Annotated in this window: 15 protein-coding genes; all 15 read left to right on the top strand. The window is 66.2% G+C overall.

Annotated features, from left to right (window positions below; genetic code table 11):
* Window positions 1–17 precede the first annotated feature (17 nt).
* The 15 genes from LDO29_RS21645 (at window position 18) to clpB (ending at window position 17,883) form a co-directional block, all read left to right on the top strand.
* Complete coding sequence (locus LDO29_RS21645; RefSeq protein ID WP_224081792.1) at window positions 18–1,328, top strand: homoserine dehydrogenase; 1,311 nt, start codon at window positions 18–20, stop codon at window positions 1,326–1,328.
* Between the two features lie 21 nt (window positions 1,329–1,349).
* On the top strand, window positions 1,350–2,798 hold the full coding sequence (thrC, locus tag LDO29_RS21640; RefSeq protein WP_224081791.1) for a threonine synthase: 1,449 nt from the start codon (window positions 1,350–1,352) through the stop codon (window positions 2,796–2,798).
* A gap of 176 nt (window positions 2,799–2,974) precedes the next feature.
* Window positions 2,975–4,216, top strand: a complete 1,242-nt coding sequence (locus LDO29_RS21635) for a molybdopterin molybdotransferase MoeA (RefSeq protein ID WP_224081790.1) — start codon at window positions 2,975–2,977, stop codon at window positions 4,214–4,216.
* Between the two features lie 30 nt (window positions 4,217–4,246).
* Complete coding sequence (gene moaD, locus LDO29_RS21630; protein ID WP_224081789.1) at window positions 4,247–4,504, top strand: molybdopterin converting factor subunit 1; 258 nt, start codon at window positions 4,247–4,249, stop codon at window positions 4,502–4,504.
* 1 nt (window position 4,505) lies between these two features.
* Entirely contained in the window at window positions 4,506–5,006 is a 501-nt protein-coding gene (locus LDO29_RS21625; RefSeq protein ID WP_224081788.1) for a molybdenum cofactor biosynthesis protein MoaE, read from the top strand.
* Window positions 5,006–5,386, top strand: a complete 381-nt coding sequence (gene crcB / locus LDO29_RS21620) for a fluoride efflux transporter CrcB (RefSeq protein ID WP_224081787.1) — start codon at window positions 5,006–5,008, stop codon at window positions 5,384–5,386. The genes LDO29_RS21625 and crcB overlap by 1 nt, the downstream gene beginning before the upstream one ends.
* Before the next feature lie 239 nt (window positions 5,387–5,625).
* Window positions 5,626–6,246: a TetR/AcrR family transcriptional regulator gene (locus LDO29_RS21615; protein ID WP_224081786.1), complete on the top strand. Its 621-nt coding sequence runs from the start codon at window positions 5,626–5,628 to the stop codon at window positions 6,244–6,246.
* 105 nt (window positions 6,247–6,351) lie between these two features.
* Window positions 6,352–7,539, top strand: coding sequence for a substrate-binding domain-containing protein (locus LDO29_RS21610; RefSeq protein ID WP_224081785.1), 1,188 nt, complete (start codon window positions 6,352–6,354; stop codon window positions 7,537–7,539).
* Between the two features lie 32 nt (window positions 7,540–7,571).
* The gene (locus LDO29_RS21605) at window positions 7,572–8,339 is read left to right on the top strand and encodes an ABC transporter ATP-binding protein (RefSeq protein ID WP_224081889.1); all 768 of its coding nucleotides are present in this window, start codon (window positions 7,572–7,574) and stop codon (window positions 8,337–8,339) included.
* Window positions 8,332–9,072 (top strand): ABC transporter ATP-binding protein, encoded by a 741-nt coding sequence (locus LDO29_RS21600; RefSeq protein WP_224081784.1) that lies wholly within the window; start codon window positions 8,332–8,334, stop codon window positions 9,070–9,072. The genes LDO29_RS21605 and LDO29_RS21600 overlap by 8 nt, the downstream gene beginning before the upstream one ends.
* Window positions 9,073–9,144: 72 nt before the next feature.
* Complete coding sequence (locus tag LDO29_RS21595) at window positions 9,145–10,170, top strand: branched-chain amino acid ABC transporter permease (protein ID WP_224081783.1); 1,026 nt, start codon at window positions 9,145–9,147, stop codon at window positions 10,168–10,170.
* Between the two features lie 15 nt (window positions 10,171–10,185).
* The gene (locus LDO29_RS21590) at window positions 10,186–11,262 is read left to right on the top strand and encodes a branched-chain amino acid ABC transporter permease (RefSeq protein WP_224081782.1); all 1,077 of its coding nucleotides are present in this window, start codon (window positions 10,186–10,188) and stop codon (window positions 11,260–11,262) included.
* A gap of 26 nt (window positions 11,263–11,288) precedes the next feature.
* Window positions 11,289–12,839 carry an acyl-CoA synthetase gene (locus LDO29_RS21585; RefSeq protein ID WP_224081781.1) on the top strand — a complete coding sequence of 517 codons (1,551 nt, stop codon included), beginning with the start codon at window positions 11,289–11,291 and terminating at the stop codon, window positions 12,837–12,839.
* Between the two features lie 77 nt (window positions 12,840–12,916).
* Window positions 12,917–15,040: a D-(-)-3-hydroxybutyrate oligomer hydrolase gene (locus tag LDO29_RS21580; protein WP_224081780.1), complete on the top strand. Its 2,124-nt coding sequence runs from the start codon at window positions 12,917–12,919 to the stop codon at window positions 15,038–15,040.
* A 254-nt stretch (window positions 15,041–15,294) separates the two neighbouring features.
* Entirely contained in the window at window positions 15,295–17,883 is a 2,589-nt protein-coding gene (gene clpB, locus LDO29_RS21575) for an ATP-dependent chaperone ClpB (protein WP_224081779.1), read from the top strand.
* The last annotated feature ends 379 nt before the right edge of the window (window positions 17,884–18,262 follow it).

Raw genomic sequence — 18,262 nt, 5'->3', positions numbered from 1 at the left:
CTAGAGTCAGATTGTCCATGAACCCCATCAAAGTTGGCCTGCTCGGCATCGGTACCGTCGGTAGCGGCACGTTCAACGTGCTCAAGCGCAACCAGGAAGAAATTCGCCGCCGCGCCGGCCGCAGCATCGAGATCGCCGTGGTGGCCGATCTCAACACCGAGCGCGCACGCGAGCTGACCAACGGCGAAGTCGAGATCGTCAACGACGCCAACCTGGTGGTGACCCGCCCGGACATCGACATCGTGGTGGAGCTGATCGGCGGCTATGGCATCGCGCGCGAGTTGGTGCTCAAGGCCATCGAGAACGGCAAGCACGTGGTCACCGCCAATAAGGCGCTGCTGGCCGTGCACGGCAACGAGATCTTCGAAGCCGCGCGCCGCAAGGGCGTGATCGTCGCGTTCGAAGCAGCGGTGGCCGGCGGCATCCCCATCATCAAGGCGCTGCGCGAAGGCCTGACCGCCAACCGCATCCAGTGGATCGCCGGCATCATCAACGGCACCACCAACTTCATCCTGTCCGAGATGCGCGACAAGGGCCTGGATTTCGATACGGTCCTGAAGGAAGCGCAGCAGCTCGGCTATGCCGAGGCCGACCCGACCTTCGACATCGAGGGCGTCGACGCCGCGCACAAGGTCACGCTGATGAGCGCCATCGCCTTCGGCATGCCGGTGCAGTTCGACAAGGCCCACGTGGAAGGCATCACCAAGCTGGCCGCGACCGACATCAAGTATGCCGAGGAACTGGGCTACCGCATCAAGCTGCTGGGCATTACCCGCCGCCGCGACGACGGCGTGGAGCTGCGTGTGCACCCGACGCTGGTGCCGGCCACGCGCCTGATCGCCAACGTGGAAGGTGCAATGAACGCCGTGCTGGTGCAGGGCGACGCCGTGGGCGCCACGCTGTACTACGGCAAGGGCGCCGGCGCCGAGCCGACCGCCTCGGCCGTGATCGCCGACCTGGTCGACGTGACCCGTCTGCACACCGCCGACCCGAACCACCGCGTGCCGCACCTGGCGTTCCAGCCGGACGAGCTGTCGAACGTGCCGGTGCTGCCGATCGAGGAAATCAACAGCGCCTACTACCTGCGCATGCGCGTGGCGGACGAGACCGGCGTGCTGGCCGAGATCACGCGCATCCTGGCCGAAGGGGGCATCTCCATCGACGCGATGCTGCAGAAGGAGTCGCGCGAGGGCGAGCCGCAGACCGACATCATCATCCTGACCCATGTGACGCGCGAGAAGCACGTCAATGCCGCCATCGCGAAGATCGAGTCGCTGCCGACCGTGCTGTCCGCGGTCACGCGCCTGCGCATGGAAGAACTGAACTGAGCGGCAGGATATTCCGGACCCATGAAATACCAGTCGACCCGCGGCCATGAAGTGCCGCAATCCTTCTCCGAGATCCTGCTGGGCGGCCTGGCGCCGGACGGCGGCCTGTACCTGCCCGTGCAGTATCCGCAGGTCACCGCCGATGAGCTGGAGGCCTGGCGCAAGCTCTCGTACGCCGACCTGGCGTTCGAGATCCTGAGCAAGTTCTGCGACGACATCCCGGCCGAGGACCTGCGCGCGCTGACGCGCAAGACCTACACCGCCGAGGTGTACTGCAATGCCCGCCCCGGCGACAACACCGCCGACATCACGCCGCTGCGCACGCTCGGCGAAGAAGGCGGCGCCAAGCTGCAACTGCTGGGCCTGTCCAACGGCCCGACGCTGGCCTTCAAGGACATGGCCATGCAGTTGCTGGGCAACCTGTTCGAGTACGCGCTGGGCCGCGCCGGGCTGGAGCTCAACATCCTGGGCGCCACCTCGGGCGATACCGGCAGCGCCGCCGAATACGCGATGCGCGGCAAGCACGGCATCCGCGTGTTCATGCTGAGCCCGCACCGCAAGATGAGCGCGTTCCAGACCGCGCAGATGTTCAGCCTGCAGGACCCGAACATCTTCAACCTGGCGGTGGAAGGCGTGTTCGACGACTGCCAGGACATTGTCAAGGCGGTCTCGAACGACCTGGAATTCAAGGCACGCCAGCGCATTGGCACGGTCAATTCGATCAACTGGGCGCGCGTGGTGGCCCAGGTGGTGTACTACTTCAAGGGCTGGCTGCTCGCGACGACGGGCCCGGGCCAGAAGGTGTCGTTCTGCGTGCCGTCGGGCAACTTCGGCAACGTCTGCGCCGGCCATATCGCGCGCATGATGGGTCTGCCGATCGACAAGCTGGTGGTGGCCACCAACGAGAACGACGTGCTGGACGAGTTCTTCCGCACCGGCGCGTACCGCGTGCGCAAGTCGGCCGAGACCTACCATACGTCGAGCCCGAGCATGGATATCTCGAAGGCTTCGAACTTCGAGCGCTTTATTTTCGACCTGCTCGGCCAGGACGCCGGCAAGCTGGCGGCGCTGTTCCGCGACGTCGAAGAGAAGGGCGGTTTCGACCTGTCCGGTACGCCCGAATTCGATCGTATCCGCGGCCAGTTCGGCTTTGTCTCGGGCCGCAGCACACACGAGGACCGCGTGGCGACCATCCGCGACCTGTCGGCGCGCTATGGCATCACCATCGATACCCATACCGCCGATGGCATCAAGGTGGCGCGCGAGCATCTCGGCGCGGGCGTCCCGATGGTGGTGCTGGAAACCGCGCTGCCGGCCAAGTTTGCCGACACTATCCGCGAAGCGCTGGGCCATGAACCGGAGCGTCCGGCGGCCTTCGAAGGCATCGAGAAGCTGCCCCAGCGCTTCGAGGTGATGGCCAACGACGTCAGCCAGATCAAGGCCTTCATCGCCGGCCATACTGGCCTGTAAGCGGGCGCTTCCAGGTGGCTGCGGCGCCGCCGCATGCCTTGGCGGCGCCAACTCGCTACAATCAGGCTAGCCGTGGCCCAGACCCGGCCCCCGGATTGCCCGCCCGATCGACAGAGCGTGTGCGGTGCAATGCGCGGGCCGTTTTTCATGGGCGCTCAGAACCCACACATCTCACCATGACCCAAGCTGCAGCGTCTTCCCGCCCCCCGATGCTGACCATGGCCCAGGCGCTCGACGCCCTGCTGGCCGCCGCCCGTCCGCTGGCTCAGGTCGAGCACGTAGACACCCTGGCCGCCAACGGCCGCGTGCTGGCCGCGCCGGTCACCAGTTCCCTGCAGGTGCCGCCCGCCGATAATACGTCGATGGACGGCTATGTGATGCGCGCCGCCGATGTGCCCGCCGTGGGTACGCGCCTGCCCGTGTCGCAGCGCATTCCGGCCGGCCATGTCGGCACCGAACTGGCGCCCGGCACCGCCGCGCGCATCTTCACCGGCGGGCTGATTCCGCCCGGTGCCGATGCTGTGGTGATGCAGGAGCAGTGCGTGGCCGATGGCAACGACGTCATCGTCAACCACGTCCCGCAGTCCGGCGAGTGGATCCGTCGCGCCGGCGAGGATATCGAGGCCGGCAGCGTGATCCTGCCCGCCGGCACGCGGCTCACGCCGCAGGCGCTGGGCCTGGCCGCCTCGGTGGGCCAGGCGCGGCTGGACGTGGTGCGGCGCGTGCGTGTCGCCGTGTTCTTCACGGGCGATGAACTTGCCATGCCCGGCGAGCCGCTCAAGCCCGGCGCCATCTACAACTCGAACCGCTTCACGCTGCGCGGCCTGCTCGAGAACCTGGGCTGCGAAGTGAATGACCTCGGCATCGTGCCCGATACGCTGGCCGCTACCCGCGAGACCCTGCGCAAGGCCGCGCAGGGCCACGACCTGATCATCACCTCGGGCGGCGTTTCGGTCGGCGAGGAAGACCACATCAAGCCCGCCGTGGAAGCCGAGGGCCGCCTGGACATGTGGCAGATCGCCATCAAGCCGGGCAAGCCGCTGGCGTTCGGGCAGGTCAACAATGGCAGCAGCGATCCGGCGTTCTTCCTGGGCCTGCCGGGCAACCCGGTGTCCAGCTTCGTTACCTTCCTGCTGTTCGTGCGGCCCTTCATCCTGCGCCTGCAGGGTGTGGCCGACGTGACGCCGCGGCGCCTGCCGTTGCGCGCGGACTTCGAACTGAAGAAGGGCGACCGCCGCAATGAATTCCTGCGCGCGCGCCTCAATGCCAATGGCGGCCTGGACCTGTTCCCGAACCAGAGCTCGGGCGTGCTGACCTCCACGGTGTGGGGCGACGGCCTGATCGACAACCCGCCCGACCGGGCGATCGCGCACGGCGATACCGTGCAGTTCATTCCGTTTGACGGCCTGCTGGCATAGCGGGCGGTGCATACGGTGCAAGAAGTCGTGATGAACATCGAACTACGTTTCTTTGCCAGCGTGCGCGAACAGCTCGGCGTTGCCGGGGAGCGCGCGGAAGTCCCGGGCGACGTGCGCACGGTGGGCGAGCTGCGCCAGTGGCTGCGCACCCGCGGCGGTGCCTGGGCCGAGACCCTGGCCGAGGGCCGCGCGCTGCGCATGGCTGTGGACCACGCCGTGGCGCGCGCCGATACGGCCATTGCCGACGGCTGCGAAGTGGCCTTCTTCCCGCCGGTAACCGGAGGCTGAAATGAGCGTCAGAGTACAGCGCGAGGATTTTGACCTCGGCGCCGAAGTGGCGGCGCTGCGGGCCGGCCGTCCCGGCGTGGGCGCGGTGGCAAGCTTCATCGGCACCGTGCGCGATGTCAGCGAGGGCAGCGCCGTCAGCGCGATGGAGCTCGAGCACTATCCGGGCATGACCGAGAAGGCGCTCGTGCAGATCGAGGCTGCCGCCTGCGCGCGCTGGGAACTGCTGGGCGTGACCATCATCCACCGCGTCGGGCCGCTGCTGCCGCTGGACCAGATCGTGATGGTGGCCGTGGCGTCCGCCCACCGCGGCAACGCATTTGCGGCGTGCGAATTCATCATGGACTACCTCAAGTCCGAAGCGCCATTCTGGAAGAAGGAAGAGACGCCGGAAGGCGCACGCTGGGTCGATGCCCGCGTGACCGACGAGGCCGCCCTGAAGCGCTGGGGGATCCCGTCCTTCAATGCCAGCGGCGCTGACGTCGGCAGCGACGGCGGGAACTGATGGGGCCGCTAGGGTTCGTGGCGGTCGGCGTCGGCGCAGCGCTCGGCGCCTGGCTGCGGTGGGGGGTCTCGGTCATGTGGAACACCCTGAATCCGGCCTTGCCATACGGCACCCTGGCCGCGAACCTGCTGGGCGGCTACCTGATCGGGCTGGCCGTCGGTTTCTTTGATTCCCATCCCGGGCTGCCGCCCGAATGGCGGCTGCTGGCCATCACGGGCTTTCTCGGCGGCCTGACCACGTTCTCCACCTTTTCCAGCGAGGCGCTGGCCAACGTGATGTCCGGTGACTACGGCTGGGCCTTGCTGCACGTAGTCACCCATCTGGGCGGTTCGCTGCTGCTCGCTGCGCTGGGTTTGTGGACCTACCGTTTCCTGGCCTGAGCGCCGTAGCGGAAACGGGGCGGCACTGCAGGCTGGCGGGCAGCCGGGCCGCATGCTACGGGAAAGCCATGAATTGACATCTGCCTCCGGCCCTCTATACGATGAAACATGAATCAGTCATCATGTTTCGCGGTGCCGCTCCGGGCAGAGGAGGCTGGACGGCGGGCAGGTCGCGGGACGCTGGTATCACACGGTGGTATCACACACAGAGGGCGCCCGAGCGCCACAGTGGAGACACGATGTCCCAGACCGAATCCGGCAGGACTGACTCCGGCCTCTGCCCGCCCAAGACCGCGCGCGGGCAGAAAACGCGCGAGTCCCTGCTGCGTGCCGCCGAAAAGGTGTTCGGCGAGAAGGGCTACTACGTTGCATCGATTTCCGAGATCACGCAGGAAGCCAAGGTGGCCATGGGCACCTTCTACCTGTACTTCAAGGACAAGGAAGACGTCTTCCGCGCGCTGGTCCAGCACATGCTCGAACTGCTGCGCACCCATCTGCGCAAGCACGTGGCGCCAGCCACCAGCCAGATCGAGGCCGAACGGCTGGGCCTGAAGGCCTTCCTGTCCTTCGTTTCCCGACACAAGAATCTCTACCGGATCGTGCTCGACTCGTATTCGGTGGACGAGACCATCTACAGCGGCTACTTCCAGGTCTTTGCCGATCTCTACAGCCGGCGCCTGAGCCGCGCGGCGGAGCAGGGCGAGGTTCGCCCCGGCGATGCCGAGGTGCGCGCCTGGTGCCTGATCGGCATCAGCAACTTCCTGGGCATGCGCTATGCGCTGTGGAAGCGGCCCGCCTCGATGGAGAAGGTGGTCGATGCCGCCGTCGACATGATCACGCACGGCCTGCAGGCACGTTGACGGCCGCCTTCGGCGGACCGGCCGGGCGAGGTTTCAGGCAAGAACAGAAACAAGAAGCTGGAAGGACCGACGAGACCGAGAGACCGAAAAAAGGAGGAGACAACCATGCAACGCCGCACTATCGCCGTCCATGCCGTGGCGCTGGCCGCCAGCCTGCTCGCCAGTGCCGGTGTGCTGGCCAGGGATATCCGCATTGCCCACGTCTACGACAAGACCGGCGCGCTCGAAGCCTATGCCAGGCAGACCCAGACCGGCCTGATAATGGGCCTGGAGTACGCCACCAACGGCACCATGACCGTCAACGGCAACAAGCTCGTGGTGATCGAAAAGGACACCCAGGGCAAGCCTGACGTGGCCAAGGCCCAGCTTGCCGCTGCCTACAGCGATGACCGCGCCGATATCGCGCTGGGGCCGACGTCCTCCGGCACGGCGCTGGCCATGCTGCCTGTGGCGGAGGAGTACAAAAAGATCCTGCTGGTCGAGCCGGCCGTGGCCGACTCCATCACCGGCGACAAGTGGAACCGCTATATCTTCCGCACCGGCCGCAATTCCTCGCAGGACGCCATTTCCAATGCCGTCGCGCTGGACAAGCCCGGCGTGCAGATCGCCACGCTGGCGCAGGACTACGCCTTCGGCCGCGACGGCGTGAAGGCGTTCAAGGGCGCGCTGAAGAACGCGAAGATCGTCCATGAGGAATACCTGCCAACCAGCACCACCGACTTCACCGCCGGTGCGCAGCGCCTGTTCGACGCGCTCAAGGACAAGCCGGGCCGCAAGGTGATCTTCATCATCTGGGCCGGCGCGGGCAACCCGTTCAAGATCGCGGACCTCGACCCGAAGCGCTATGGCATCGAGATCGCCACCGGCGGCAATATCCTGCCGGCCATGGCCAGCTACAAGAACTTCCCGGGCATGGAGGGCGCCACGTACTACTACTTCGGCATCCCGAAGAACAAGGCCAACGAGTGGCTGGTGTCGAACCACTACAGCAAGTTCAAGTCGCCGCCTGACTTCTTCACGGCCGGCGGCATGTCGGCTGGCATCGCGCTGGTGGAAGCGCTCAAGAAGACCGGTGGCGACACCAACTCGGAAAAGCTGATCACGGCCATGGAAGGCATGGCGTTTGAAACGCCCAAGGGCAGGATGGTCTTCCGCAAGGAAGACCACCAGGCCATGCAGTCGATGTACCACTTCAGGATCAAGGTCGATCCGGCCTTTGCCTGGGGCGTGCCCGAGCTCGTGCGCGAGATCAAGCCCGAAGAGATGAACGTGCCGATCCGCAACCACCGGTGACGGGCGTGGCAGCCACCGCGGCACAGCCGCCGATGCTGGAAACGCGCGGACTGACCATCCGTTTCGGCGGCCACGTGGCCGTCAACGCGGTGTCGTGCGCGTTCCGGCCGGGCGAGCTGACCTGCATCGTCGGCCCCAACGGCGCGGGCAAGACGACGTACTTCAACCTGATCTCGGGGCAGTTGCCGGCCAGCGCGGGGCAGATCCTGCTCGATGGCGAGGACGTGACGCACCTGCCGGTCTCGCAAAGGGCACGCCGCGGTATCGGGCGTGCCTTTCAGCTGACCAGCCTGTTCCCGAACCTGCCGGTGCTGGAAAACGTGCGCCTGGCCGTGCAGGCGCGCCAGCAGCGCGGCATCGACCTGCTGTCGATGTGGACCAGCCACCGCGGCGCGCGCGCGCAGGCAGAGGCCTGCCTGGAGCGCGTGGCGCTGGCCGGCAAACGCCACCTGCCGGTGGCCGCGCTGCCGCATGGCGACCAGCGCAAGCTGGAGGTAGGCATCCTGCTGGCGCTGCAGCCGCGCATCTTCATGTTCGACGAGCCCACTGCCGGCATGAGCGTGGACGAGGTACCGGTGATCCTCGACCTGATCCGCGAAATCCGGCAGGACAGGAGCAAGACCGTGCTGCTGGTGGAGCACAAGATGGACGTGGTGCGCTCGCTGGCCGACCGCATCATCGTGCTGCATAACGGCACGCTGATGGCGGACGGCAACCCGGCGGAGGTCATTGCCTCGCCGATCGTGCAGCAGGCGTACCTGGGGATGGCGGAACCCGGCGCGGAGGCGATCCATGCGTGAATCCCCGACGGCAGGCCCGATCCTGCGGCTGCGTGACGTGCAGACCCATATCGGTCCGTACCACATCCTGCACGGCGTGAGCATCGACGTGCCGCGCGGCGGTGTGACCATGCTGCTGGGGCGCAATGGCGCGGGCAAGACCACCACGCTGCGCACCATCATGGGCCTGTGGCGGGCCAGCGCCGGTGCGGTAGAGTTCGATGGCGCCGACATCACCGGACACGGCACGCCGGCCATCGCGCAGGCGGGCATCGCGTACGTGCCCGAGAACATGAGCGTGTTTTCCGACCTGACGGTGGCCGAGAACATGCGGCTGGCCGCTCGCAGCGGGGCCATCGACGCCCGGCGCCTGGACTGGGTGTTCCGCATGTTCCCTGCGCTGAAGACGTTCTGGCACCAGCGCGCCGGCGTACTGTCGGGCGGCCAGAAGCAAATGCTGTCGGTGGCGCGCGCCATCGTCGAGCCGCGCAAGCTGCTGATCGTGGACGAGCCGACCAAGGGCCTGGCGCCGGCCATCATCCAGAACATGATCGCCGTGTTCCGCGAACTGAAGCAGACCGAGGTGTCGATCCTGCTGGTGGAGCAGAACTTCCATATGGCGAAGTCGGTGGGCGACACGGTGGCGGTGATGGATGACGGGCGCATCGTGCATGCCGGCGACATGGCGGCACTGGCGTGGGACGAGGCATTGCAGCAGCGGCTGCTGGGGTTGTCGCTGGCAGCGCATCAGTGACGACGCAGGCAATGGCGACGTTTTGCTCCCCTCTCCCGCGAGCGGGAGCAAACAGGCAGCATGGCGAGAGACATGACAACTTCCACAACCTTACCGACGTCAGGCCCCGCAGACCTGCCCAAGGTCCGCCTCGACTGGACCCCGCTGGCCCTCGTGCCCTTCCTCATGCTGCTGGCGTTCCCGCTGGTGGGCAGCGGCTCGACATGGCTGACGCTGACCATCGCCGGGCTGGCCATGGGCATGATCATCTTCGTGGTGTCGTCGGGCCTGACGCTCGTGTTCGGGCTGATGGACGTGCTCAACTTTGGCCATGGCGCCTTTATCGCGCTCGGCGCGTACGTGGCAGCGTCGGTGCTCCTGCCGCTGTCAGGGTGGGTGCAGGCCGACAGCCTGGCGCTGAACCTGGCGGTGTTCGCGCTGGCGATCCTGGCGGCCATGGCGGCGGCCGGGGCGGTGGGGCTGTTCTTCGAGCGCGTGGTGGTGCGCCCGGTCTACGGCCAGCACCTGAAGCAGATCCTGATCACCATGGGCGGCATGCTCGTCGCCGAGCAGCTGATCAAGGCGATCTGGGGGGCGGAGACCATCGCGCTGGAGGTGCCGGCGGCTTTCCGTGGGGCGGTGCTGCTGGGCGATGCCGCCATCGAAAAGTACCGGCTGGTGGCCATGGTGCTCGGGCTGGCGGTCTTCATTGCCATGCTGCTGTTGCTCAACCGCACGCGCATCGGTCTGCTGATCCGGGCCGGTGTGGAGAACCGCGAGATGGTGGAGGCACTGGGCTACCGTGTACGGCGCCTCTTCATCGGCGTGTTCGTGGCCGGCGCCGCGCTCGCGGGCATGGGCGGCGTGCTGTGGGGCCTGTACCAGCAGAACATCACGGCGGCGATCGGCGCGCAGGTCAATGTGCTGATCTTCATCGTCATCATCATCGGCGGGCTCGGCTCCACCACCGGCTGCTTTGTCGGCGCGCTGCTGGTGGGGCTGATGGCCAACTACACGGGTTTCCTGCTCCCGAAGGTCGCGCTGTTCTCCAACATCCTGCTGATGATGCTGATCCTGCTGTGGCGGCCGCAAGGGCTGTTCCCGGTGGCCAGGCGCTGACAAGGGGCACGCGACATGATCCGACTGCTTTCCGGCGACCTGCCGCGCAGCCGCGCACTGACCGCGCTGCTGCTGCTGATCGTGCTGGCCCTGGCGTGCGCGCCGTTCCTGTTCCCGGGCGCCCGCGCGCTGAACATGGCGGCCAAGATCTGCATTTTCGTGGTGCTGGTGGCCAGCTATGATTTGCTGCTCGGCTACACCGGCATCGTTTCCTTCGCCCACACGATGTTCTTTGGCATTGGCGGCTACGGCGTCGCCATCGCCATGTCGCGCATGGAGCCGGGCTGGGGCGCGCTGCTGGCTGGCTCGGTGGCGGCGCTGGCGGTATCCGCGTTGCTGGCCTTCCTGGTCGGCCTGTTCTCGCTGCGCGTGCGGGCCATCTTCTTCGCCATGATCACGCTGGCCGTGGCGACGGCCTTCGCCACGCTGGTCTCGCAGCTCTCCGAATGGACCGGCGGCGAGGACGGCCTGACCTTCAAGGTGCCCGAGGCGCTGCGCCCCGGTTTCTCGCTCGGCGATGCCGAATGGTTCGGCGTGCCGCTCAATGGCAAGCTGCTGAGCTACTACCTGGTGTTCGCCGGCGCGGTGGTGCTGTTCCTGTTGCTGCTGCGCATCGTCAACTCGCCGTTCGGCCGCGTGCTGCAGGCCATCCGCGAGAACGACTTCCGTGCGGAAGCGATCGGCTACCGGACCGTGGTCTTCCGCACAGTCTCCACCGTGCTGTCTGCCATATTCGCTACCATGGCCGGCGTGCTGATGGCGGTCTGGCTGCGCTACAACGGGCCGGACACGTCGCTGTCGTTCGAGATCATGGTCGATATCCTGCTGATCGTCGTGATCGGCGGCATGGGTACGCTCTACGGCGCGGTGATCGGCACGACGTTGTTCCTGCTGGCGCAGACCTACCTGCAGGACGTGATGAAGCTGGCGAGCGAAGCCACCGCGGCCGTGCCGCTGCTTTCCGGACTGCTGCACCCGGACCGCTGGCTGCTGTGGCTGGGGCTGCTGTTCATCCTCAGCGTCTACTATTTCCCGCAGGGCGTGGTCGGGCGCTTGCGCGGTGCCGGCAAGGCGCATGACGTGGCATCCTGACCCGGACCACACGGAGGCCGTATGCCATGTATGTGATCGACTGGCTGCACAAGAATGCACAGCATTACCCGGACAAGGTCGCGCTGGTTGACGTGGAAAGCGGCCGGCGCGTGACGTACCGCCAGTTCGACGAGCGCGCAAGCCGGTTTGCCGAGTACCTTTCGCTGCACCTCGGGCTGCCTGCGGGTACGCGCGTGGCAGTGCTCGCGCACAACGGCTCGGACTATTTCGAGATGCTCTACGGCTGCGCCAAGGCAGGCATGGTGATGGTGTGCCTGAACTGGCGGCTGCCCGCGGCCGAATTGCTGCCCATCCTGCAGGATTGCGCACCACAGGTGCTGGTGGCCGGCGATGGGTTCCTCGGCGTAGCCGCCGAACTGAGCCGCGCCATGCCGATGCGCGCGGTGCTGCATCTTGCCGATGACGAGGCCGCCGACGTACCGGCGGGCTGGACGGAGTACGAGGCCGTGCTGGCCGCGGCCAGCGGCCGCATCATCGAGATGCCGCCGCGCGACGAGCATGAGGTGTGGCACCTGCTGTACACCTCCGGGACGACCGGGCGGCCCAAGGGCGTGATCCAGACCTACGGCATGGCGTTCTTCAATGCCGTCAACGCCATGCTGGCCAACAAAATCACGCGCGACGACGTGTTCCTCAGCGTGCTGCCGTTCTTCCACACGGGCGGGCTGAACCTTTACGCGAATCCGGTGCTGCATGCCGGCGGCACCGTGCACATCCTGCGGCAGTTCGATCCGCAGGTCGTGCTGGACAAGCTCGATCGCCACTCAGGCGAAGGCATCACGATGTTCTTCGCGGTGCCGGCGGTGTACCTGTTCCTGAGCCAGCACCCCCGCTTCGGGCAGGCCGATTTCTCGGGGGTGCGCAACATGTCGGCCGGCGGCTCGCCGGTGCCGCGCCCGCTGCTGGAGACCTACCTGGCCAAGGGCGTGACCATCTGCTTCGGCTTCGGCATGACCGAGACCGGGCCCACGGTCTTCGTCTGCGACGAGGTCACCGCGCGCCGCAAGATCGGCACCATCGGCAAGCCGGTCGGGTCGATGCTGACGCGTATCGTCGATGCGGCGGGCGTGGATGTGGCGCCGGGCGAGCGTGGCGAACTGCTGATCAAGGGACCGGGCGTGACACCGGGCTACTGGAACCTGCCGCAAGCCACGGCCGAGGCGATCCGCGACGGCTGGCTCTACTCGGGCGACATTGCCTGGATGGACGAAGACGGTGACTACTACATCGTCGACCGCGCCAGAGACATGTTCATTTCCGGCGGCGAGAACGTCTATCCTGCCGAGGTGGAGAACGTGCTGTTCCAGCTCGCCGGCGTCGCCGAGGCTGCGGTGATCGGCACGCCGGACCCGCAGTGGGGCGAGGTCGGCATGGCGCTGGTGGTACTGCGGCCCGGTGCCGCGCTGGATGCCGATGCCGTGATCGCGCATTGCCGGGCCAGACTGGCCGGCTACAAGGTTCCGCGTCATGTGCGGCTCATCGACGCATTGCCGCGCACGCCGTCCGGCAAGGTGGAAAAGCACAAGCTGCGCGCACGCTTCCCGGGCCCCGGGTAAGCGGCAGGTGGCCCGGCAGTTTGCAGTTCGGAAGTCTTCTCGGCATGAGCGGATAGTCAGCAAACCAGGAGGGTCCCATGCAGCACGATCACTTTCATCGCCTTGGCAAGACCACGGTCGCCGCTGCGGCGGCACTGCTGGCCGTGTCCTGTGGCGGTGGCGACAGCAACGACGGCAACACCAACCCGAACATCAAGCCTGCCAATATCGGCACCGTGACGGTCAAGGCCTACGACGGCACGACCGATGACCTGCTGACGGCCGGCCTGGGCAAGGACGGGCTGGCAAGCGCCACGGCACCGGTGCCGGCGGACCCGAACACGCCGACCGCAGCCGAACTGCGCCGCTACGCGATCTACAACAACTACCGTGCCATCGTGGACACCACGGCGGGCGGCGGCTTCGGCTCGCTCTATGGCCCCAACGTGGACGCACAGGGCAACGTCACCACGGGGCAGGGCAAGATTGCCGGGGTCGAGTATCTTGCCTTCTCCGACGACGGCAGTGGGCAGGAGAACGTGACGATGCTGGTGCAGATCCCGAACACGTTCGATACCAGCAAGCCTTGCATGATCACGGCGACGTCGTCGGGCTCGCGCGGCGTATATGGCGCGATCTCCGTGGGCGAGTGGGGGCTCAAGCGCGGCTGCGCGGTGGCCTATACCGACAAGGGCACCGGTGCTGCACCGCACGACCTGGACACCGACACCGTGCCGCTGATCGACGGCACGCGCGCCACGCGGAGTGCCGCCGGCATTAACGCCCAGTTCGCGGCGCGGCCGGGCATCCTGTCGCTGGCCGATTTCACTGCACAGGCACCGCATCGCCTGGCGTTCAAGCACGCGCATTCGCAGCGCAACCCGGAAAAGGACTGGGGCAAGTTCACGCTGCAGGCGATCGAGTTCGGCATCTGGGCGATCAATGACCGCTTTGGCCTGGTCGCCGGAAACGGCGTGCGCCAGCGGACCCTCAGCAAGGACGGGATCCTCGTGATCGCCTCCAGTGTTTCCAACGGTGGCGGTGCGGCGATCGCGGCGGCAGAGCAGGATACCGACGGACTGATTGACGGTGTGGCCGTGGCCGAGCCCAACCTGAACCTGCCTCCCAATGCCGACATCCTCGTCAAGCGTGGCAGCAAGCCGGTCAATGCCTCTGGTCACTTGCTGTACGACTACATCTCCACGGCCAACCTGCTGCAGCTATGTGCGTCCCAGGCGACCTCGCTGGTCAACGCTCCGGCATTTGCCACCAATGCGTTCTACATCGCCCGGTGCCAGACGCTGGTGGACAACAACATGATTTCCGGCACCACGGTGAGCGACCAGGCGGCAAGCGCGCTTGATCAACTGCATCAGGCCGGCTGGGAGCCGGAATCGGATGCGCTGCATCCGTCGCTGGCCTTCTTCGACACGGCGGCCTCGATTTCCGTGACCTACGCCAATTCGTACGCCAGGGCCAGCGTGACCGACCGGCTGTGTGGCTACAGCTTCGCCGCCACGCTGGCTGACTTCAAGCCGGCGGCGATTGCGCCATCCGTGCTGGCGTCGATGTTCGCGACCGGCAACGGCGTACCGCCGACCAGTACGGTGCAACTGATCAATGACCGGGACCTGCAGCATGGTCCGTTCCTGAATGGCCAGTCGGTATCGGCCTCCAGCAACCGGGCCGATGCCAACTTCGACGGTGCCAGGTGCCTGCGCGACCTGTTGACTGGCACGGATTCCCAGGCGCAGGCGCTGCAGGCGGGCGTGGCCCAGACGCAGCGCTCCGGCAACCTGCGTGGCAAGCCCGCGCTGATCGTGCATGGCCGCAGCGATGGCCTGCTGCCCGTCAATCACACATCGCGGCCGTATCTCGGATTCAACCGGCAGCAGGAAGGCGCGGCCAGCAGGCTCTCGTATATCGAGGTCGAGAACGCCCAGCACTTCGATGCATTCATCGGGGCGGTATCGGGGTACAGCAACCGCTACGTGCCGCTGCACCTGTACCTGATCCGCGCGCTGGATGCCGTCTTTGACAACCTCACTACCGGCAAGGCGCTGCCGCCGTCGCAGGTGGTGCGGACCATCCCGCGCGGCGGTGCCACCAATACCACGACCGCGCCGACGCTGCTGCCGGCCAACGTGCCGCCGATCTCGCCAAGTCCGGACATCGCCAACCAGATTGCGGCCAGCACTGGCTCCGTAGACGTGCCGGATTGATCGGATTGATGCGTGCCACGAGCGTCGTGCAGGAAGAGGCGCTTGGGCTGGTGCGCAACCTCCGGAACAAGGGCAAAGCCAGGGGCAGCCTGGCCGCATAGCCGGCGTATCGCACGCTTCACTTTCGATCGCGCCAAGATCGCGTCGGCATGGTCTTGAAATGTCAAGCCCAAGCCTTATCTTTCGGAAAGACATCCAGTGTCCGGCCGGGCGAGCTCCCTAGCATCAGGACACTCACAGAGAGAGGGAATCCTATGCGTCTTGACAAACTGACTACCCGGTTCCAGGAAGCGCTGGCCGATGCGCAAAGCCTTGCACTGGGCAATGACAACCAATATATCGAACCGCAGCACCTGCTGCGTGCGCTGATTGCGCAGAACGACGGCGCCGCCAAGGCCCTGCTGCAGCGCGCCGGTGTGAATGTGAACGGCCTGCAGACCGCGCTGGACGCGGCCATCAAGCGCCTGCCGCAAGTGCAGGGCACCAGCGAGGTCCAGGTGGGCCGCGAGCTGGTCAACCTGCTCAATGCCGCTGAAAAAGAGGCCATCAAGCGTGGCGACCAGTTCATCGCGAGCGAACTGTTCCTGCTTGCCGTGTCGGAAGACAAGGGCGAGGCCGGCCGCATTGCGCGCGAGAACGGGCTGAACCGCAAGCCGCTGGAGGCTGCCATCCAGGCCGTGCGTGGCGGTGAATCGGTCAACAGCGCCGAGGCCGAAGGCCAGCGCGAGGCCCTGAAGAAATACACCATCGACCTGACCGAGCGCGCCCGCATGGGCAAGCTGGACCCTGTGATCGGCCGCGACGACGAGATCCGCCGCGCGATCCAGATCCTGCAGCGCCGCACCAAGAACAACCCGGTGCTGATCGGCGAGCCGGGCGTGGGCAAGACCGCCATCGTGGAAGGCCTGGCGCAGCGCATCGTCAACGGCGAGGTGCCCGAGAGCCTGAAGAACAAGCGCGTGCTGGTGCTCGACATGGCCGGCCTGCTGGCTGGCGCGAAGTACCGCGGCGAGTTCGAGGAACGCCTGAAGGCCGTGCTGAACGACGTCGCCAAGGACGAAGGCCAGACCATCGTCTTCATCGACGAAATCCATACCATGGTCGGCGCGGGCAAGGCCGAAGGCGCCATCGACGCGGGCAACATGCTCAAGCCGGCGCTGGCGCGCGGCGAGCTGCACTGCATCGGCGCGACGACGCTGGACGAATACCGCAAGTACATCGAGAAGGACGCCGCGCTCGAGCGCCGCTTCCAGAAGGTGCTGGTGGACGAGCCCACGGTGGAAGCGACCATCGCCATCCTGCGCGGCTTGCAGGAAAAGTACGAGCTGCACCACGGCGTCGAGATCACCGACCCGGCCATCGTCGCCGCGGCGGAGCTGTCGCACCGCTATATCACCGACCGCTTCCTGCCCGACAAGGCGATCGACCTGATCGACGAGGCGGCCGCGCGCATCAAGATGGAAATCGACTCCAAGCCGGAGGCGATGGACAAGCTCGAGCGCCGCACCATCCAGCTCAAGATCGAGCGTGAAGCGGTCAAGAAGGAGACCGACGAAGCCTCGCTCAAGCGGCTGGATCTGATCGAGCAGGAAATCACGCGCCTGGAGAAGGAGTACGCGGACCTCGACGAGATCTGGAAGGCCGAGAAGGGCGCCGCGCAGGGCACGGCCGCGCTGAAGGAAGAGATCGAGAAGGTCAAGCTCGAGATCGCCAGGCTGCAGCGCGAAGGCAAGCTCGACAAGGTGGCCGAGCTGCAGTACGGCAAGCTGCCGGGCCTGGAAGGCAAGCTCAAGGCTGCGACCGATGCCGAAGCCAGCGAGCAGAAGCAGCCCAACAAGCTGCTGCGCACGCAGGTGGGGGCCGAGGAAATCGCCGAAGTGGTGAGCCGTGCGACCGGCATCCCGGTGTCGAAGATGATGCAGGGCGAGCGCGAGAAGCTGCTGAAGATGGAAGACCGCCTGCACAACCGCGTGGTCGGCCAGGACGAAGCCGTGCGGCTGGTGTCCGATGCCATCCGCCGTTCGCGTGCGGGCCTGGCGGACGAGAACAAGCCGTATGGCTCGTTCCTGTTCCTGGGGCCGACCGGCGTCGGCAAGACCGAGCTGTGCAAGGCCCTGGCCGAGTTCCTGTTCGATTCGGAAGAGCACCTGATCCGCATCGACATGAGCGAGTTCATGGAGAAGCACAGCGTGAGCCGCCTGATCGGCGCGCCGCCGGGATATGTCGGCTACGAGGAAGGCGGTTATCTGACCGAGGCCGTGCGCCGCAAGCCGTACAGCGTGGTGCTGCTCGATGAAGTCGAGAAGGCCCACCCGGACGTCTTCAACGTGCTGCTGCAGGTGCTCGACGATGGCCGCCTGACCGACGGCCAGGGCCGCACCGTGGACTTCAAGAACACGGTGATCGTGATGACGTCCAACCTGGGTTCGCAGATCATCCAGTCGATGGTGGGCGAGCCGCAGGAAGCGGTGAAGGGCGCGGTCTGGCAGGAGGTGCGCACGCATTTCCGGCCTGAGTTCCTGAACCGGATCGACGAAGTCGTGGTGTTCCACGCGCTTGACCAGAAGAATATCGAGTCGATCGCGCGCATCCAGCTGCAACGCTTGCAGGCCCGCCTGGCCCGCATGGACATGACGCTGGAGGTCAGCGAGCTGGCGCTGGAGAAGATCGCCAGCGCGGGTTACGACCCGGTGTTCGGGGCGCGTCCGCTCAAGCGGGCGATCCAGCAGCAGATCGAGAACCCGGTGGCTCGCGCCATCCTGGAAGGCAAGTTCGCCGCCAAGGATGTGGTGCCGGTGGATTATGCCGATGGCGAATTCACCTTCGGCCATGCGGTGCATTGATGCAGCGTGACTGAGAAGGGCGCCCCGCGGGGCGCCCTTCTTGTTTGTGGCGAATGCTGCGCCCCGGGGTGTGGCGGAGGCCGGGTTTTCGACAACTGCTTGCCCACTTGACTTTCGTCAAGCCGGAGTCCACGGCGGGTCGCTAACATTCATCCTGTCATGGAGATGCGGGGGCGCTCTTCATGACTTGTCTACCCGTTTCCGAATGGAAACTTGGCCCGCACCGGTAATACGGTGTGGGCGTTTTCTTTTGGGCGTTCGGTAAACCCATTGCATTACACACAAGTCACTCGTGACCAATCTCCCTGGCGTACTTGATTCCGGCGGCGAAGTCCATGACGCGCTGCAAGCCCTGCCAGATTGTCTTGACCCCCGGTTC

Origin of the sequence: Cupriavidus laharis, assembly GCF_914271435.1 — a bacterium.
In the GTDB taxonomy this organism is placed as follows: domain Bacteria; phylum Pseudomonadota; class Gammaproteobacteria; order Burkholderiales; family Burkholderiaceae; genus Cupriavidus; species Cupriavidus laharis.
Note: the sequence above shows the minus strand (reverse complement) of the source record. Positions and strands in the feature narration are given on the sequence as shown.